The sequence below is a fragment of the Thermosynechococcus sp. OHK43 genome, from assembly GCF_014466085.1.
Lineage (GTDB): Bacteria > Cyanobacteriota > Cyanobacteriia > Thermosynechococcales > Thermosynechococcaceae > Thermosynechococcus.
Genome location: NZ_JACOMP010000097.1, coordinates 1 through 18,799, shown reverse-complemented (window position 1 = coordinate 18,799; position 18,799 = coordinate 1). Strand labels below are relative to the sequence as shown.

Sequence of the window (18,799 nt, the reverse complement as noted above, 5' to 3'; positions counted from 1 at the left end):
GTTTATTCTTGTTATTCTTGAGGGATTGGTGAACGAAAATGCTCTTGATAGAGCTGCTTAAATCGCCGCTGTTGCTGCCTGTGATCCACAATCGGCAAAGGATAACCACAGCGATGTCGCTCTAGGGGGGAAATATTGCCCGTCACTAAATCTGTAGTGTCCAGCGATCGCACTTCTGGAAGCCAACGCCGAATATATTCTGCTTCCGGGTCAAATTTTTGCGCCTGACTGGCGGGGTTAAAAATCCGCAGGGGTTTTGGGTCCATGCCACTGGAGGCACTCCACTGCCAACCGCCATTATTGGCTGCCAAGTCCCCATCAATGAGTTTCTGCATAAAGTAGCGCTCACCCCACTGGGGATTGATGATCAAATCCTTGGTGAGGAAACTGGCCACAATCATACGGCAGCGGTTGTGCATCCAGCCTGTTTCATTGAGTTGCCGCATGGCAGCATCCACGATTGGGTAACCCGTGGCACCTTCACACCAAGCCGCAAAGTGCGCTTCGTTATTCAGCCAAGGGAAGGTGGCAAATCCTTGGCGATGGGGACGCTCCGCCAAGTGGGGAAACCAGTAGAGGGCGTGCTGATAAAACTCCCGCCAAGCCAATTCCTGCTGCCAGGTGCGAATACTCCTTTGTCCCTCTTCACTGCGGGCTGCAGCCATAGCGGCCTGAGTGGCTGTCCAGACATGGCGAATCCCAATGACGCCGAACTTGAGGGCAGGGCTTAAGAGGGAGGTTCCGGGCTGCGCCGGATAGTTGCGCTGCTCCCCATAGTCTTGAATGTGCTGGTCAATAAATGTCTCCAGTTGTGCTTGGGCAGCGGCTTCACCGGGAGCAAGGATCAGTTCCCCCGACCAATGAAATCCCAGGTCCTTAGCGGTGGGGAGACAAATCGCCCCCAAGGTGCGCGCCGTTGCCTGTTCTATTTCGGTGAGGGGTTCGAGGTAGCTGGGGGTAGGGACAGGCTCTGGTTTCGCTAGGCTTGACCAGTTGCGCCAAAAGGGGGAATAGACGGTGTAGGGCTGTCCTTGTTGAGTTTGTATAGCCTCTGGGGGATGCAGGAGTTGATCCCAAGCGGTTTCCACAGCAATACCTTTTTCTTTGAGGGCAGCAGCCACTGCGCGATCGCGCCCCCGTCCATAGGGTTCCACATCCTCATGCCAGTGCACCGCCACTGCCCCTAAACCACTGGCCACTTGGGGCAGAATCTGACGCGGGTCACCACGAAAAATTAAAAAGCTCCCCCCAAGTCGCTGATAGGCCTCCTGCAGAGCCTGTAGGCAACCAACAAGGTAGGCTACCCGCACTGCGGCAATGTCTGAGGCGCTGAGAATCGCGGGGTCAAAACAGAAAAGACCAACCACTTTGGGGGTACGGGTGTGGGCAGCAGCCAAGCCCAGGTTGTCATTGAGGCGCAGATCGCGACGATGCCAAAACAGGCGTAGGCTCATGGTCAGTCAATCCTAAAAACAGGATTAAGGATCCTAGATAACCTAGACAATCTAGAAAATAGCGCCGATGCAGGCGTTGGTTGCGGCCTTCAGTTCTGGAGGTGCATTATCGGGGGTCATTTGCTGAAATTGCCCATAGGTCATTTTTTCTTGGAGGTGGTTAATGAGGCAAGTGCAGTAGCGATCGCCGCGATCGCGAAAACCGGGAGGGGCTTGCGCCGCAAATTTGGCTTGACACTCCTGCATAAAGACTGCGATCGCCTCTGGGGGATAAGTCGCCGCTGGCGTTTGTTGGGCAAGGAGCGGCAAACTCAGCGCGCTAAGCGCGTTAATGCTCACAAAAGCAATTAATAGTTTGGAAAGGGCCATGGCGGCAACCCCTGCAAGTAATCACTAAGCCAATTCTGGCAAACCGCTTCCTGTTGTCGCTGCTCCTTCAAAGTTTTGTTGAGTTGCGGATGAAGCCATAGACAAGAATGCTACCTTTTCCTATACTTGTGTTCTATCGTTTTGCGTGCCCAGTCATCGGCAAAGGAGGCTCTCATTTCTGAACCACTTGCCCTCACCCAAAGTCTAAGGGGAACCCGTGAGATTCGCGATAACTATCAGGTTTTTCGCCTGACGGGTCTCATTGATGCATTTTCAGAGTCAGCCTTTCGCAAGGTGATTAGTAAGTGTTTTGACGATGGGCCTGCCAACGTCATCCTCGATCTTTCAAAAATTGAATTTATTGACAGCTCTGGCCTTGGCATCCTAGTCCAACTGGCCAAAAAAGCCCAGGAACGCCAGGGGCAACTACAAATTGTCACCAATCCCCGTGTCACCCAAACCGTTAAACTGGTTCGCCTAGAAAATTTCTTGTCTCTTCAGCCAGATCTGGCGACAGCGATCGCCAAAATCAGTGGCGAATCCCCCTCGCAATAAAGCTGTGCTGGGCGTGGTAAAACCAAGGGGGGTGCCCGTATTGAACAATCATGCTTGACTTTGGTGAACTGTTACCCCTGCAACCCCCCAAGATTCCCGCCCACCAGCTCCCCCCAGCAGCTTTAGCCTACTTTGGCGATGCAGTTTATGAACTCTTTATTCGGCTACTTTTTTTGACCCCCCCCCAACGCATTAACGCCTACCACCGCCAAGTGGTGGATCACGTGCGTGCCGAAAGCCAAGCCCGTTACATGGACTTTCTTTGGGAATATTGCACAGAAACTGAACGTGCCATTTTCCGCCAAGGTCGCAATGCTGCTGCCGATGGCCCCAAGCGAGTCACTGCAAAAATTTACCGCCAAGCCACTGGCTTTGAAGCCCTACTTGGGTACCTTTACCTCACCAATCCGCAACGCCTACAGGAAATTTTTCAACTCCTTGCAGGTCACATCCGCAGTGAAGTTGAAAACAAGAGACCCGCAACAGAATCCCCCAGTGAAATGTAACCACTGCGTGATAGGATGCTTAGTGGCCAGTTTAAGGCATCCTCGGATGCTCCATATTCTGCTGTGACCGTTCCTGACCCTGTAGCTCCAACCGTTTCCCATTCCTCAAAAAAGGAGGGGTCAATGGTGGAGTTTTACCAACTCTGTCGTGAATTATTTACGACAACCCTCGTCCTTATGGCGATCGCCTTTGGAGCGGTTTGGCTGATTTATGGCCTTAACACAGCGTTGAATTACCTTTTGGGGGCAAGTGCCAGCCTAATCTACTTGCGGCTCTTAGCCCGTAGTGTGGAGCGCCTAGGCAACGACCAGAAAAAGCTGGGAAAAGCGCAGCTTCTTGTCGTCGTGGTTGTGATGATTGTGGCAGCCCGTTGGCAAGCGCTACAGATTATTCCAGTCTTCTTGGGGTTCTTAACCTACAAAGCTGCCCTTCTGGTTCATTTGTTGCGTGGGATTTTGCCCTCTCCTTAACACTGGCCCACTGTAATGCTTAAACGAGCGAGCGCGGAGGCATGATGCCTTTGATAGACCTTTGGACAGCTCTTCCCCTTGCCAAGCTGGAGGTGGGACATCACTTCTACTGGTACATTGGCAATCTGAGAGTTCACGGCCAAGTCTTCATTACCACTTGGTTTGTGATGGCCGTTCTCATCGCGGTGGCCTTTGCGGCCTCGCGGAATATTCAGCGGGTACCCAGTGGTATCCAAAACCTGATGGAATACGCACTGGAATTTATCCGTGACTTGACCAAAAGTCAAATGGGTGAGCACGAGTACCGAGCTTGGGTTCCCTTCGTAGGGACACTGTTCCTGTTCATTTTTGTTTGTAACTGGTCAGGGGCACTGGTACCGTGGAAACTCATTGAACTGCCAGAAGGGGAGCTAGCAGCACCCACCAATGACATCAATACCACCGTGGCCTTGGCGTTGCTGGTCTCCTTGGCCTATTTCTATGCCGGGCTCCGCAAGCGGGGGCTGAAGTATTTCACCAAGTACATTGAGCCAACGCCCGTCCTACTTCCCATCGCCATCTTGGAAGACTTCACAAAACCTCTTTCCCTGAGCTTCCGTCTTTTTGGCAACATCTTAGCGGACGAACTGGTGGTGAGTGTCTTGGTGTTGCTGGTACCGTTGTTTGTACCCTTGCCTGTGATGGTTTTGGGCCTGTTTACCAGTGCCATTCAGGCTCTTGTGTTTTCGACCCTCGCAGCCACCTACATCGGGGAGGCGATGGAGGGTCATGGGGGTGATCACGAAGCGGCCCACTCCTAAAAACTCCTAAAAGGGGTACATCCCCTGCTATTGTGATCTCTGGAAATTTTGTTTTGTCCTACTACGTCTCGAGGAAATCAACTATGAATCCCTTAATTGCTTCTGCTTCCGTTTTGGCTGCTGCTTTGGCAATTGGTTTGGCATCACTGGGTCCTGGGCTTGCCCAAGGGAATGCCTCTGGTCAGGCTCTAGAAGGCATTGCACGCCAACCCGAAGCAGAAGGTAAAATTCGCGGTACCTTGCTGCTGAGTTTAGCCTTCATGGAGTCCCTGACCATCTACGGTCTGGTGATTGCGCTGGTGCTCCTGTTTGCCAACCCCTTTGCATCCTAATTCACCCCAGTGGGGGAGGCTTGGCTGAGCTTTCCCCCGATCCCCCATTCTGGAGAGGCTGATGTTTGATTTTGATGCCACCCTACCCCTGATGGCTCTGCAATTCTTAATCTTGACCGTTATTTTGAATGCACTGCTGTACAAGCCTTTGGGTCAGGCGCTGGACAATCGGGATGAGTATATCCGAACCAACTTGCAGCAGGCTAAGGAGCGGTTGCAACAGGCCACTGAGCTGGCTCAACAATATGAGCAGGAATTGGCCAGTACCCGTCGCCAAGCCCAAGCCTTGATTGAAGAGGCCAAAGCTGAGGCACAGAAAATTGCCACCGCCGAAATTGCCGAAGCACAGCAGGCTGTGCAAGCAGAGTTACTCAAGCTTCAAGCAGAGATTGATGAGCAAAAGCAGGTGACACTGCAGGCACTGGAGGGCCAAGTTGCCAGCTTGAGTGAGCAGTTATTAGCGAAGTTACTGGCCTAGGAGTGTGGGTCATGGACGCAGTATTTTTATTGGCAACGGAAGAGGTGGGGCATTTTGGCATTAACACCAATTTGCTCGAAACTAATGTGATCAACCTTGCCATCCTTATTGGGGTGTTGGTGTATTTTGGCCGCGGTGTACTTGGCAAAACCTTGGGCGATCGCCAGAAACAAATTGCCACAGCCATTGCCGAGGCAGAAGAACGCCAGAAAGTGGCGGCAGCCCGCCTCGCCGAAGCGCAGCAAAAGCTGACTCAGGCTAAACAGGAGGCACAACGCATTCGCGAGGAGGCTCTTGCCCGTGCAAAGGCTGCCAAGGAAGAAATCATTGCCCAAGCCAAGCGGGAAATTGAGCGCTTGAAGGAAACTGCTTCCCAAGATACCAGTGCTGCCACTGAGCGGGCGATCGCCGAAATTCGTGAGCGGATTGCCGCTATGGCACTGGCAGAGGCAGAAAACCAACTGAAAGCACGGTTGAGCCAAAATCCAGACCTTCAGCGCACCCTTGTTGATCGCAGTATTGCCCTACTAGGAGGCAAATGATGCAGACCACCGTCCGTGGTGAAGTTGTTGAACCCTATGCCGAGGCGCTGCTGTCGTTGGCGCAAGCCCACAACCTCATTGATCAGTTTCAGCAGGACACGCAATTGATTTTGGAACTGCTTGCCAGTTCCAGTGAACTGCAACAGTTTCTCGCGAATCCCCTGATTAAGCCTGAGGCCAAAAAGAATGTGCTGCGGCAGTTGACAGTGGATAAGGTGCACGGCTATTTCCTCAACTTCCTAATGTTGCTCGTGGATCGGCGGCGAATTAACTTTCTCGGTTCCATTTGTGAGCAGTACCGTGCCCTGGTGCGCAAACTCCGCAATGTGGCCTTGGCGGAAGTGACCAGTGTCGTCGAACTCAATGACGATCAACGCCGTGCAGTGGTCGAGAAGGTCAAAACCATAACCGGTGCTGCCGATGTAGAGCTTGTCACTGCCTGTGATCCTGAACTGATTGGTGGCGTGGTCATTAAAGTTGGCTCCCAAATCTTTGATGCCAGCCTGCGGGGTCAACTCCGCCGCCTCAGTGTCACCTTGGCGCAAGCCGCCTAATATCCTCTTTGTAAACTGTTCAACCCTTGAGAGCGACTTCTATGGTAAGTATCCGACCCGACGAAATCAGTAGCATTATTCGCCAGCAAATCGAGCAGTACGAACAGTCGATCAAAGTCGATAATGTCGGTACTGTCTTGCAGGTGGGCGATGGGATTGCCCGTGTCTATGGCCTCGACAAGGTGATGGCCTCCGAATTGGTGGAATTTGAAGATGGCACCGTGGGGATTGCCCTCAACCTCGAAGAGGATAATGTGGGGGTGGTGCTGATGGGCGATGGCCTCGGCATCGAAGAAGGCAGTACTGTGCGTGCTACTGGGAAAATTGCCTCGATTCCCGTGGGTGAAGCGGCCATTGGTCGGGTTGTGGATGCGCTGATGCGCCCCATTGATGGCAAAGGGGAGATCCACACAACGCAAACTCGCCTGATTGAATCTCCCGCACCCGGTATTGTCCAGCGCAAATCTGTGTGTGAGCCGTTGCAAACGGGGATTACCGCCATTGACGCTATGATTCCCATTGGTCGCGGTCAGCGGGAACTGATCATTGGCGATCGCCAGACAGGGAAAACGGCTGTTGCCATTGACACGATCTTGAACCAAAAGGGCCAAGACGTGATTTGCGTCTATGTAGCCATTGGTCAAAAAGCCTCCAGCGTTGCCCAAGTGGTGAACGTGCTGCGGGAGCGGGGGGCGCTGGACTACACGATTGTAATTGCCGCCAACGCCAGTGATCCAGCGGCTTTGCAGTATCTTGCCCCCTACACCGGGGCCACGATTGCTGAGTACTTCATGTACCAAGGTAAGCACACCCTCGTTGTCTATGACGACCTCTCCAAACAGGCTCAAGCCTATCGGCAAATGTCGCTACTCCTGCGTCGTCCCCCCGGTCGCGAAGCCTATCCTGGGGATGTGTTCTACTTGCACTCCCGCTTGCTAGAGCGGGCGGCCAAGCTCAACGATGCCCTTGGTGGTGGCAGCATGACAGCACTGCCGGTGGTTGAAACCCAAGCCGGTGACGTGTCTGCCTACATTCCCACCAACGTCATTTCCATTACCGACGGTCAAATCTTCCTCTCCTCTGACCTCTTCAACGCTGGCTTGCGTCCTGCCATCAACGCGGGGATTTCCGTGTCGCGGGTGGGTTCCGCTGCTCAAATCAAAGCCATGAAACAGGTGGCCGGGAAACTGAAGCTGGAGTTGGCGCAGTTTGATGAACTGCAGGCCTTTGCCCAATTTGCCTCCGACTTGGATAAAGCCACCCAAAACCAACTGGCCCGGGGTCAGCGCCTGCGGGAAATCCTCAAGCAGCCTCAATATTCGCCCATTCCTGTGGAGTACCAAGTGGCAACCATCTATGCAGGTACCAATGGCTACCTTGACGATATCCCCGTTGAGGCAGTGGCCAAGTTTGTTGCCGGTCTGCGCGATTACCTGCACACCAATAAGCCAGAATACGGTGAGATTATCCGCACCACCCAAAAACTGGATGAAAAGGCTGAAGCCCTGCTGAAGGCGGCGATCGCTGAGTACAAAGCTGCCTTTAGTGCCTAAGCATCACCTTACTTAGATCACGATCAACAGATCAAGATCAACAAATCAACAATGACTTGAACCTGCCCTCCACCAAGGGTAGGTTTTTTTGTCAATAGCCAATGTGGCGCTAGCTGGTAGCGGGTTAGAGAAAAAGGAGTATCAAAAATCATTGCAGTTTCGTTAATGAGGACCCCTTAGCTTTGTATTCTCTCTTACACTGAGGATCCGCGGACAAACCTTTATCAAGGAGTTCTGTAGTGCGTGTCGTTGTCATGGCCGGTGGGAGTGGCACTCGCTTACGCCCCCTCACCTGCGATCTACCCAAACCCATGGTACCGGTGGTCAATCGTCCCATTGCCGAGCATATTCTCAATCTCCTGCGCCGCCATAGCCTTGATGATGTGGTCATGACATTGCACTTTCTCCCCGATATCGTGCGGGACTATTTTGGCGATGGGAATGAGTTTGGGGTGCACCTGAGCTATGTCGTTGAAGAAGAGCAGCCCCTTGGCACGGCCGGTTCGGTGAAAAACATTGCCAATTTGTTAACGGATCCGTTTTTAGTAGTCAGTGGCGATAGCATTACCGATGTCGATTTAACCGATGCCCTGCGTTTTCACCAGCAGCACGGTGCTCCCGTAACCCTGATCCTTGCCCGCGTGCCTCAGCCAAAGGAGTTTGGCATTGTCTTTACTGATAGCGATGGCCGCGTGCGGCGGTTTCTGGAGAAGCCCTCAGCAGCGGAAGTCTTTACAGATACAGTCAATACGGGTATCTACATCCTCAGCCCCACAGTTATGGATTACCTTAGTAGCGGCATCGAGCGGGATTTTTCGCGGGATTTGTTCCCATTGCTGTTGCAGGCGGATGTGCCGATGTATGGCTATATCACTGATGCCTACTGGTGCGATGTCGGCAGTCTCCAAACCTACCAACAGGTGCAACAGGATGCCCTCTATGGCCGAGTGCACTTGGAAATTCAGGGGCACGAAGTTCAGCCGCAAATTTGGGTAGGCCACAACACCCCATTGCCGCAAACGGTTCAGCTACAGGCGCCACTCGTCTTGGGCAATAACTGCCGCTTTGGTGCGGGGGTCACCCTTGGGGCGGGAACGGTCTTGGGGGATAACGTGATTATTGGCAATGGCAGTCGGTTGCGTTCAGTGGTGGCTTGGCATGGCTGCTTTATTGGGGATGACAGTGAACTGGAGCATTGCATCTTAGCTCGCTATGTCCATGTTGATCGCCATGTAACACTACAGGAAGGAGTGATTATTGGCAGTCGCTGTGTGGTGGGGGAGGAAGCCAGCCTGAGTCAGGGAGTGCGGATCTGGCCAGGAAAACGTATTGAAGCGGGTGCAATTGTCAATGAAAGCCTGATCTGGGGCACAACAGGGCAGCGCTATCTCTTTGGGCAGCGGGGAGTGGCCGGCGTGGCCAATGTAGACATTACACCGGAGTTTGCCGTGCGGCTGGCGGCAGCCTATGCCTCCATTCTTGAGCCCGGAACCAGTGTGCTCGTGTCGCGAGATCAGCGAAATGTATCGCGGATGGTGTCCCATGCCCTAATGTCGGGTTTGATGTCGGTGGGGATTCATGTCCTCAATTTGGAGGCGATCGCCCTGCCGATTGCCCGGTTTGCCGCCCAAACCCTTTCAGTCAGTGGGGGAATTCATGTGCGCGCCCATCCCGATCGCGCCGATCAGCTTTTGATTGAGTTTTTTGACCACAAAGGCATCAACCTCAGTAAAGCCAAAGAGCGGCAAATCGAAACCGCCTACTTCCGCGAAGAGATTCGCCGTGCCCTACTGATGGATGTCGGTGTCATGACCCATCCCAACAACTGCGTGGCCGCCTATGCCCAAGGCTTTGAAAAGTGGCTGAATACGAAACTGTTTTATGGCAACCCCGCCAAAATTGTTATTGACTATGCCTATGCCGTTTCTGGGGTCGTCTTGCCCCAGATCCTCAGTAAGTTTGGCTGCGATGCCGTTGTTCTCAATGCCACCCTCCACCCCACTCCCCTAAATATTCTCGAGCGACAGCGCCTCCTGCGGGAACTAGGACAGGTGGTGACAGCACTTTCTGCAAGTTTAGGGGTGCAAGTCTCCGCCAATGGCGAACGGTTGACCTTGGTGGACAATGCCGGTCAGGTTTTCAGTGATCAAGAACTCACGGCCTTGATGACCTACTTGACCCTCTTGACCCATCCGGGGGGCACCATCGTGGTGCCGGTCACAACCTCTAGTGCCGTGGAGGCGATCGCCCGCCAGCAGGGAGGGCACATTATCCGCAGTCGTACCAACCCGACTGATCTTATGGAAGCCTGCCAACACCACAGCAGCGTTGTCCTAGGGGGGTCCGCAGAAACCGGTTTCATCTTCCCGCAACTGCATCCGGGATTTGATGCCATGTTTACAATCGCCACCCTGCTCGAACTGCTGGCACTGATTGGTAAGCCCCTCACAGTCATACGCCAAGAACTGCCCCGCGTCCACTACTATCACCGCCCAATTCGCTGTCCTTGGCTTGCCAAGGGGTCATTGATGCGCCACTTAGTGGAAACCCATCCCCGCAACCATTTAAGTCTCATTGATGGCGTCAAAATTGGTGAACCCAATACTGACCATTGGGTACTGATTCTGCCCGATGCCAGTGAGCCACTGGTACACCTCTACGTGAATAGTCCTGATGCCCCTTGGAGTGAGCAGATGCTGCAACGCTATAGCCGCCGCATTGAAGAGTTTGCCCGCTTGGAACCTCTCTCAGATGCCACAATAAAGATGTAACCCAAATCCCGTAGAATCAGGGAAAATTTTTCGTACGTTAGGCACAATGGTGGTTTTGAAAACGGAGAAAACCCAAGGGAGCTTGAGCGATAAATTGCGGGGAATTGTCCGTTGGTGGTCAGAATTCAAGATTCAAACCCGCCTCATGGCCACAGCAACCCTCGTGGTCTCCATCATCATGAGTGGCCTCACCTTCTGGGCGGTGAACACGATTCAAACCAATGCCCACCTCAATGACACCCGCTATGGTCGCGATTTAGGGTTACTCCTAGCCGCTGATGTGGCGCCCCTTGTGGCCAAAGGGGATACCGCCGCTGTTGCTGAATTTTCCCGCAAATTCTATGAGCGCAGTGCCAGTATTCGCTACATCCTCTATGCGGATCCCGACGGAGAAATTTACTATGGCCTGCCCTACTCTGCCCCCCAAGTGGAAAGTGCCCTGACGTTGCGCCGCCGTATTCAACTGCCAGAGACCTACCGTGCTAGCCAAGAACCCCTCGTGCGCCAACACCAAACCCCCAATGGTCTAGTTGCCGATGTCTTTGTTCCCTTAACCTTCAATGGCGAAAACTTAGGGGTTGTTGCCCTGGGGATTAACCCAAACCCAACATTCATTGCTTCTGCCAATCTCACGCGGGATCTCACGATCGCTGTCTTTGTCTCCCTCTGGATCATGGTGCTCTTGGGGGGGGTCTTCAATGCCCTCACCATTACCCAACCCATTAAAGAATTGGTGCAGGGGGTGAAAAACATTGCAGCGGGGAATTTTAAGCAACGTATTCACCTGCCCTTTGGCGGTGAACTGGGGGAGTTGATCACCAGCTTTAATGACATGGCTGAGCGCCTCGCCTCCTACGAGGCCCAAAACATTGAAGAACTCCAAGCCGAGAAAGCCAAACTGGATACCTTGGTGTCCACGATTGCAGATGGAGCAATTCTGTTAGATACCGACATGCGGATTATTCTTGTCAACCCCACAGCGCAGCGTCTTTTCAATTGGGAGGGGATGAACGTCATTGGCCAAAATGCCCTGGACTGCTTTCCAGCACCGGTGTGCGAAAAACTCACCTGTCCCCTTTACAAGGCCTCTCGCGGAGAGTCAGAAGGGGGAGAATTTCGGGTGACGCTGCAAGAACCTAGCTCGCGATCAGTACGGATTCTGCTGACAACGGTTATGGATGTGCAGCGGGAAAAGCCCAAAGGCATTGCGATTACGATTCAGGACATTACCCGGGAAGTGGAACTCAACGAAGCCAAAGCGCAATTGATTAGCAATGTTTCCCATGAGTTGCGGACACCTCTATTCAATATCAAATCAATCATCGAAACGATTCAAGAGTACGGCAGCAGCCTCAGCGAAAAAGAGCAACAGGAATTCCTAGAAACCGCTAACCACGAGACCGATCGCCTGACTCGCCTTGTCAATGATTTTCTCGATATTTCCCGCCTCGAATCGGGTCGCCCCTATCAGTTTGGCTCCGTACAGATGGCGCAGGTGATTGATCAGATCATGCGCACCTACCAACTCAATGCGGCCAATAAGTCCATTACCCTAACTGCCGAGGTGGAAAACCCCCTGCCACCGGTTTGGGGCAACTACGATCTGCTCATTGGTGCGCTCACTAACTTGGTGGGCAATGCTTTGAAATTTACACCCGAAAATGGACGGGTAACGATTCGTGCCTATGTCTGGCATCCCCCCAGCGATCCAGAGCAGGAACGGGTCCGCATTGAAGTGGCGGACACGGGTATGGGGATTGCCCCAGAGGATCAGCCCCGTGTTTTTGAACGCTTTTTCCGCGTCGAGAATCGCGTGCATACCCTAGAGGGGACGGGTCTGGGGTTGGCCATTGTCCAAGATATTATCCACAAGCACAATACGCAAATTCATTTAGTTAGTGAATTGGGGGTCGGTAGTACCTTTTGGTTTGATTTGGCCATTGATGAATCCGCCCTCGTTGATAACCCTCATGGCACCGCTGAAACGGCGCTGCCCCCCGCTTAAAAGGGGTGGATGGGAGCGATGCCCCCTTGCCAGTAACAACAAATCATCCGCTAAAATCTGAAGGCAAGAATCCATCACTCCTCACGCCAATGGCTGCTTGGGCTGGGCCCTGAGGAAAAAAATACAGGTTTTTGCATTTATTTTCATCTCAATCTAAAACTCGCTATTAAACATTGGAGTTGAGGAAGTGAAAACAAACTCGTTTACACCCGTTGCGATTCTATCTATTTTCGGCAGTACGGGGGTGGTGTTGCCTGCTTTAGGAATTCCGATTATCGCTCCCACCCAACAGGATATTCAGCCAGCCCTACCGGCTCCACCCCCTCTACCACCCACCTCACCGCCAGTTCTTGAACCGCCCCCCTCACTCCCTAGTCCACCCCCCGAGTCAGAAAATGTTTTAATACCTGTACGAAAAATTATTGTTGAAGGCAGCACCATCTTTGGGCCGGCAGTATTTGATCCAATTATCAAGCCCCTCGAAGGGCGGCAGGTGACCCTCGCAGAGTTACAGGGAGCCGCCGATGCCATTACAAAACTCTATCTAGAGGGGGGCTATTTGACTTCTCGCGCCGTTTTGAAGGAGCAGGTGGCACGGGATGGGGTCATCACGATTCAAGTTCTTGAAGGCCGCCTAGAGGACATTCGTATTGAAGGCAATAAAGGAATTGTCCAGCGCTATATTCGCAGCCGTATTGCCCTTGGTGCAGGCGTGCCCCTCAATTCCAATCGCCTTGAAGAGCAGTTGCGTCTGTTGCGAACAGATCCGCTTTTTGCCAATCTTTCTGCGAGTTTGCGACCCGGCACGACACCCCAGGAGAGTATTTTGGTGGTACGGGTGGTACCTGCCCGCTGGCTGAATGCTGCTTTTGGTCTGGATAACAATACGCCGCCAGCGATCGCCCCGAATCGGACCACGGCCTTTTTGGGATACAACAACCTCAGTGGGCGCGGCGATAGTGTCTATGGCTCCTACGGCATCGGTAACAATCTAGGCACGTTTGATTGGGGAGCATCCAACACCGTGGAGTTTGGCTACAGCCTCCCCCTCAATGCCATGAATGGCACACTCACCATTCGCACCCTGCAAGCGGACAGCGAAATTACCCGCCCCCCCGCCCTTGCGGCCCTTAATATTCGCAGTGAATCTTCGATTTACCAAGCCAGTTTTCGCCAACCAGTGATTCGCAATATCCGCGAGGAACTGGCCTTTGGCATTGGCTTCTTGATGCAGTCCGGGCAAACCTTTGTAGCGGGAATACCAGCCCCCATTTCCGCTGGAGCTGATGCTTCTGGCTACAGTGCTTCCCGTGTGCTAGAACTCACCCAAGAATATATTCGCCGCGACCCCCAAGGGGCATGGGTCTTTCGCTCGCAGTTTAACGTTGGCCTGCCCATTTTGGGGGCAACAGAAAATCCAAGTCCGCTACCGGATGGCACCTTTTTTAGCTGGCTAGGACAGGGGCTGCGGGTACAACGCCTTTGGGCAGACAATCTCTTGATTTTACGCACCGATGTTCAACTCAGTCCCAATAGCCTGCTCCCCTTTCACCAATTTGTGATTGGTGGGCCGCTGTCGGTGCGCGGTTACTCAACCAATGCGCTCTCTGGGGATAATGGCCTGCGGTTTTCTGGAGAAGCCCGCTTCCCAGTGCTGCGGACTGCCAATCGTCGCCCGATTATTTCCCTTGGGCCGCTGTTTGATCTGGGGGTAGTCTGGAACAATAGCCGCAATCCAGCAGGTCCCGTTGCTAACGATGTCATTGCCGGTCTAGGTTTGGGGCTCTTGGTGCAACCGACGCGCAACCTCGATCTTCAGTTTCAATATGCAGCACCATTAATTGATCTGCCGGGTCAAACCCGTAGTTTGCAGTCCGATGGCATTTACTTTTCCTTGACGGTGCGTCCCTAGGGCGTATCGAGGGCGGTGCGGAGTGACTGACAAAACTCAGCAACAGCGGCAACCCCCTGATCCGGTTCTGCCAGACGTTTAACAAAGGCACTGCCGACAATGGCGGCATCGGCACCCCAATCACGTACCTGGCGGGCATGCTCTGGACTGGCAATGCCAAACCCGACACCAATGGGCTTGGGGGTGATCTGCCGTAGGGTGCGCAAGAGTTCCTGAACACGGCTGGCCATTTCTTGACGCATGCCAGTGACGCCAGTGGTGCTGACAAGGTAAATAAATCCCTGAGAAGCGGTGGCGATCGCCTGCATCCGTTCAGGGGATGTGGTGGGCGCAATCAGCAGTGTCAATTCCAAGCCCAAATTGGCTGTCTGTGCGAGAACTGGTTCTGCTTCCTCAAGGGGCAAATCAGGAATCACTAACCCCTTGATCCCGGCTTGGGCAACCGCTTTGAGAAATGAAGAGACCCCCCGATGGTAGATGGGATTGTAGTAGGTAAAGAGAATGAGCGGCGCCCTCAGTTGCTGGTGCAAGTCCGTTGTCATTTCTAAGACTGCCTCAAGGCGGGTTCCCCGCTGCAGAGCGCGGGTGGCGGCTGCCTGAATGACTGGACCATCGGCCAAGGGATCCGAATAGGGCATCCCCAGTTCAATCAGATCTGCGCCGTGGTCATCTAGGGCCTTGAGGGCAGCAACTGTAGTTTCTAAATCCGGGTCTCCGGCGGTCAAAAAGGGAATGAGGGCACAGCGCTGGCGAGCACGACATTGCTCAAAGCGTTCAGAAATTTTAGGCACAGTCACGGGCAGTTGCTCTCAAAGATGCATAATAATTGTGCCAGATTAGATACAGCCCTTCTCTAGAATATGAGATACCTATAGTGGCAGGTGGCAGTGAGGGTCATCTAAGCGTGCGTTGGTGGCGTTTTCTCCCCTTTGGCGATCGCCTACGGGCCAGCGAGGCAGTTGGCAGTCTGCGGCAGTGGACGCTGGAGGCGCGGTTGCTCCACTGGTTGACCCTGGTGTGGATTGGCCTTGGTTTGGTTGTTCTCTTTTCCGCTAGTTTTCCCGTGGGCCTAGCTGAAACAGGGAATGGGCTGTACTATTTTACGCGCCAGTTGCTGTGGCTTGCCCTTGGCTGGGCAGGGTTTCAACTGTTTCTGCGGCTGCCCTTGCGGCGATCGCTCCAGATGGCTATTCCGGGCTTTTTTTTGTTTTTGCTACTCATCTGGGCAACGCGATTACCAGGGGTTGGGACAACGGTGATGGGCGCCACCCGCTGGATTAGTATTGGCCCCTTTCAACTCCAGCCCTCGGAGATGATGAAGCCTTTTTTAGTCCTGCAAGCTGCTTGGGTGTTTAGCTGTTGGCGGCGGCTGCACCTGAAGGCGCGCTGTTTTTGGTTAACGGCCTTTGCCCTGACGCTCTTGGGGATTTTAATTCAACCGAACCTCAGTACCACCGCCCTCTGTGGCATTACGTTGTGGCTGATTGCTCTCGGTGCAGGTTTACCTTTGACCCCCCTGTTGTTAACGGCCATGAGTGGCTTGAGCTTAGCAGTTCTCAGCATCAGCATTAATGATTACCAACGGCGGCGAGTCATGTCCTTCCTGAACCCTTGGGCGGATGCGATGGGGGATGGCTACCAGCTAGTACAGAGTCTATTGGCGGTTGCCTCAGGGGGCGTTTTGGGTACCGGGTATGGCTTTTCCCAGCAGAAGCTCTCCTACTTACCGATTCAGCACACCGACTTTATTTTTGCGGTTTATGCGGAAGAAACAGGGTTGGTGGGCTGTCTGTTGCTGTTGGCGCTATTGGTGGCCTACGGTTGGCTGGGAATGCGAGTGGTGAATCGGGCGCGGGATTCCCTGATCCAGCTCACTGCCTTGGGGGCAACGGTGATGATGCTCCTCCAAGCCCTGATTAATATCAGTGTAGCCATTGGTCTGTTGCCGACAACGGGACTGCCCTTCCCGCTCTTTAGCTACGGGGGTAGCTCCATTATGGCCAGTCTGGCGATCGCTGGCCTGTTGATTCGCTGTGCCCGTGAAGGGCAGCAGGCAGAGGTGATTGCCTTCCCTGGTGTGACAAAAGCTCACTCCAGAACTTCCAGAAGCACCCGCCGCCGTGCTGCTCCCGTGGTACCCCTGCGTCCCGAAGGAATCAATAAACCCTAGGCTGACACTTCACGGCCATCTTGACGCCACACGGCAATGACCGAAGGCCGGGGTACGACGACTTGGTCACCATAGGGCCAGCGGGTTGGTAGATCAGCAGTGGATTTTGCCCCTTCCCCCGGATGTTGAATGGCACAGAAGAAGGTTTTGTAGTCACTGCTAAACTCTGGCCCACAAACTTCACAGCCAGGCACAGCCGAGAGAAACATCTTCAGTTCGCGGCGGCCGGGGCTGAGGACATAAATGCCATCATTTTTGCCGAGGCGACTTGATGCCTCGTTGCCATCCGTAGCAATCCAGACATTGCCAGCGCGGTCAAAAGCAAAATTGTCGGGTGCGGAGATGGCAGGCACCTTAGCGTTGGTGGGTCGGCCATAAAGCACTAACTGGCGGCCTTTCTCTGGGGCGGTGGGGTCACCGCAGAGCAAGGGCAACGTCCATCGGAACTGCAAGGCAGCCGGATTATTTCCCTGCTCAACGATCTCAATTACATGGCCCATTACGTTTTCGGGGCGAGGATTGGCGCGATCGCTGTCCTTACGCTTTTCGTTGTATGTCAAGGCAAGCCAGACACTTTTAGTGACAGGATTCCACTCAAAATCTTCTGGCCGATCCATTTTTGTTGCCCCAAGGGCATCGGCTGCCCCCCGTGTATTGATAAAGCACAGCGCCGGATCCTTTTGAAAGATATCAGGCAAACTGGGATTCGGCATAATTTTGTTATCGCTGACACGGGCAATTAGGCGCCATTCACCCGTCAGATCGTCGTTAAACCGCGCAACGTAGAGGTCGCCTTCATCCAACAGGTTCAGGTTGGCGGCACGGTTGTTGGCTCGGTACTTGCCCTTGGTAATGAATTTATACGCATACTCAAAGCGTTCATCATCCCCCATGTAGACCACGACCCGTCCATCGGGGGCAATGACGGTTGTTGCAGCCTCATGGCGAAAGCGCCCTAAAGCCGTGCGTTTGATGGGCAAGCCATTGGGATTGAGGGGATCCACTTCCACGACCCAGCCAAAGCGAAAAGCCTCATTGGGTTCCTTTTCAAGGTTGAAACGGTCTTCGTAGAAGTAAAAACCATAGCGATCGGCCCGCTGACTGGGAAGGCCATAGCGCCCGTGCAAGGTCTTCACTCGCTCTGTGAGGTTGCGATCGCTCCCCCCAAAATAGCTATGAAAATTTTCCTCACAGGTCAAGACTGTACCCCAAGGGGTTTTGCCCGCTGCGCAGTTATTGAGGGTGCCGTTGACGCGCCTGCCCGTGGGATCAGCGGCCGTTTTCAGTAGGGGGTGCCCTTTGGCAGGGCCAGAAATTTCACAGGGGGTTGACCCCGTAATCCGATAGTTTTGGGGAGAGGCTTTGACATACCGCCAGCCACCATTGGCGTTTTGGCTAATCTCAACAATTGAAAGGCCATGGGCTTCCCGCTGGAGTGCTGCTTGCCATTGACTCGGGCGATCGCCCCCCCTTTCAAACATCAGTTCAGGGTTCGTGTACTCATGGTTAACCACGAGCAGATGTTTGCCGTTGGGTGTCCTCTGGTACCCCACAAAATCACAGTTGTAGCCAAAGCAGTACCGTTGCCGCCGCACATCTGCTTCCGTAACTGTTTGATGAATGCGGTTCCAGTTTAGGTTTTCGCCCCCATCGAGGGCATCCCCCCAGCGAATGACCACGCCATGATCAAAGCCCGCCGGCAAGGTGATTTTGTCGTCTGTGTTAGGGTAAATCGTTGAAAATTCTAGGGAGGTTGCAGCCGCACCGACTTTAGGTAAGGTTGCAAGGGTCAAACCGGCAGCGCCAAAGAGGGCTGTTTTCAAAACAGCACGTCGGCTTAAGGCACGGGATAATAGATCACCAAAATACTCGCCCATAGTTAGCTAAGAATTCCCTTACTTTAGGTCACCATTGCATAGGTTAAGGAAACCCGAGGGCAATGAGGTTAAGTTGAGCCTAAGAAACGGGAAAAAAGTCTTAAGACAAGGCAGCGGCTAGGAGTTTTTGTGTATAGGGATGCTGCGGGCGAGCAAAGAGTTGTGCCGTAGGAGCAAGCTCGACAATTTTGCCACGATACATTACCGCAACGCGATCGCAAAAACGACGGGCGATCGCCAGATCGTGGGTGATAAAGAGATAGCTCAGTTGCAACTGTTCCTTTAACTCTTGCATCAGCGCCAGCACCTGGGCTTGAATATGGGCATCGAGCATACTCACCGGTTCATCACAGATCACCAGTTGAGGCTGGGTAATGAGGGCACGGGCGATCGCCACCCGCTGGCGTTGTCCCCCCGACAGAGCATGGGGATAGCGATGAAGGTAGGCTT

Annotated in this window: 18 protein-coding genes; 13 read left to right on the top strand and 5 right to left on the bottom strand. The window is 53.5% G+C overall.

Annotation, left to right across the window (positions count from 1 at the left end; genetic code table 11):
• Positions 1–11 precede the first annotated feature (11 nt).
• Positions 12–1,454 carry a deoxyribodipyrimidine photo-lyase, 8-HDF type gene (locus tag H8Q75_RS04130; protein WP_024125077.1) on the bottom strand — a complete coding sequence of 481 codons (1,443 nt, stop codon included), beginning with the start codon at positions 1,452–1,454 and terminating at the stop codon, positions 12–14.
• A 51-nt stretch (positions 1,455–1,505) separates the two neighbouring features.
• Positions 1,506–1,823 carry a hypothetical protein gene (locus tag H8Q75_RS04125; protein WP_024125078.1) on the bottom strand — a complete coding sequence of 106 codons (318 nt, stop codon included), beginning with the start codon at positions 1,821–1,823 and terminating at the stop codon, positions 1,506–1,508.
• Between the two features lie 141 nt (positions 1,824–1,964).
• On the opposite strand from H8Q75_RS04125, the gene H8Q75_RS04120 reads away from it, so the two are divergent.
• From H8Q75_RS04120 to H8Q75_RS04065, 12 genes are all read left to right on the top strand, one after another.
• Entirely contained in the window at positions 1,965–2,378 is a 414-nt protein-coding gene (locus tag H8Q75_RS04120) for an STAS domain-containing protein (RefSeq protein ID WP_024125079.1), read from the top strand.
• Between the two features lie 50 nt (positions 2,379–2,428).
• Positions 2,429–2,884 carry a ribonuclease III domain-containing protein gene (locus tag H8Q75_RS04115; RefSeq protein WP_297040725.1) on the top strand — a complete coding sequence of 152 codons (456 nt, stop codon included), beginning with the start codon at positions 2,429–2,431 and terminating at the stop codon, positions 2,882–2,884.
• 123 nt (positions 2,885–3,007) lie between these two features.
• Positions 3,008–3,355 (top strand): ATP synthase subunit I, encoded by a 348-nt coding sequence (locus tag H8Q75_RS04110; RefSeq protein ID WP_024125081.1) that lies wholly within the window; start codon positions 3,008–3,010, stop codon positions 3,353–3,355.
• 41 nt (positions 3,356–3,396) lie between these two features.
• Positions 3,397–4,155 (top strand): F0F1 ATP synthase subunit A, encoded by a 759-nt coding sequence (gene atpB / locus H8Q75_RS04105; protein WP_024125082.1) that lies wholly within the window; start codon positions 3,397–3,399, stop codon positions 4,153–4,155.
• 83 nt (positions 4,156–4,238) lie between these two features.
• On the top strand, positions 4,239–4,487 hold the full coding sequence (gene atpE, locus H8Q75_RS04100) for an ATP synthase F0 subunit C (protein ID WP_024125083.1): 249 nt from the start codon (positions 4,239–4,241) through the stop codon (positions 4,485–4,487).
• A 61-nt stretch (positions 4,488–4,548) separates the two neighbouring features.
• The gene (locus tag H8Q75_RS04095) at positions 4,549–4,965 is read left to right on the top strand and encodes a F0F1 ATP synthase subunit B' (protein ID WP_024125084.1); all 417 of its coding nucleotides are present in this window, start codon (positions 4,549–4,551) and stop codon (positions 4,963–4,965) included.
• A gap of 2 nt (positions 4,966–4,967) precedes the next feature.
• Positions 4,968–5,507 (top strand): F0F1 ATP synthase subunit B, encoded by a 540-nt coding sequence (locus H8Q75_RS04090; protein WP_041429126.1) that lies wholly within the window; start codon positions 4,968–4,970, stop codon positions 5,505–5,507.
• Positions 5,504–6,061: an ATP synthase F1 subunit delta gene (gene atpH / locus H8Q75_RS04085; protein ID WP_024125086.1), complete on the top strand. Its 558-nt coding sequence runs from the start codon at positions 5,504–5,506 to the stop codon at positions 6,059–6,061. The genes H8Q75_RS04090 and atpH overlap by 4 nt, the downstream gene beginning before the upstream one ends.
• 41 nt (positions 6,062–6,102) lie before the next feature.
• A complete protein-coding gene (gene atpA, locus H8Q75_RS04080; protein ID WP_024125087.1) occupies positions 6,103–7,614 on the top strand; it encodes a F0F1 ATP synthase subunit alpha in 1,512 nt (503 codons plus the stop codon).
• A 239-nt stretch (positions 7,615–7,853) separates the two neighbouring features.
• Positions 7,854–10,385 (top strand): mannose-1-phosphate guanyltransferase, encoded by a 2,532-nt coding sequence (locus H8Q75_RS04075; RefSeq protein WP_297040723.1) that lies wholly within the window; start codon positions 7,854–7,856, stop codon positions 10,383–10,385.
• Between the two features lie 46 nt (positions 10,386–10,431).
• Positions 10,432–12,390: a two-component system sensor histidine kinase NblS gene (gene nblS / locus H8Q75_RS04070; protein WP_297040721.1), complete on the top strand. Its 1,959-nt coding sequence runs from the start codon at positions 10,432–10,434 to the stop codon at positions 12,388–12,390.
• A 187-nt stretch (positions 12,391–12,577) separates the two neighbouring features.
• A complete protein-coding gene (locus tag H8Q75_RS04065) occupies positions 12,578–14,302 on the top strand; it encodes a POTRA domain-containing protein (protein WP_297040719.1) in 1,725 nt (574 codons plus the stop codon).
• Here the strand turns inward: H8Q75_RS04065 and trpA are convergent.
• Entirely contained in the window at positions 14,299–15,093 is a 795-nt protein-coding gene (gene trpA, locus H8Q75_RS04060) for a tryptophan synthase subunit alpha (protein WP_365970669.1), read from the bottom strand. The genes H8Q75_RS04065 and trpA overlap by 4 nt on opposite strands.
• 113 nt (positions 15,094–15,206) lie before the next feature.
• On the opposite strand from trpA, the gene H8Q75_RS04055 reads away from it, so the two are divergent.
• Positions 15,207–16,472: a putative peptidoglycan glycosyltransferase FtsW gene (locus H8Q75_RS04055; RefSeq protein WP_297040715.1), complete on the top strand. Its 1,266-nt coding sequence runs from the start codon at positions 15,207–15,209 to the stop codon at positions 16,470–16,472.
• Here H8Q75_RS04055 and H8Q75_RS04050 read toward each other — a convergent pair.
• Both H8Q75_RS04050 and H8Q75_RS04045 read right to left on the bottom strand, forming a co-directional pair.
• The gene (locus H8Q75_RS04050) at positions 16,469–18,349 is read right to left on the bottom strand and encodes a PhoX family phosphatase (protein WP_024125092.1); all 1,881 of its coding nucleotides are present in this window, start codon (positions 18,347–18,349) and stop codon (positions 16,469–16,471) included. The two genes, H8Q75_RS04055 and H8Q75_RS04050, sit on opposite strands and share 4 nt — an antisense overlap.
• 100 nt (positions 18,350–18,449) lie before the next feature.
• On the bottom strand, positions 18,450–18,799 hold a 350-nt coding region (locus H8Q75_RS04045), incomplete at its 5' end, for an ABC transporter ATP-binding protein (protein ID WP_297040713.1).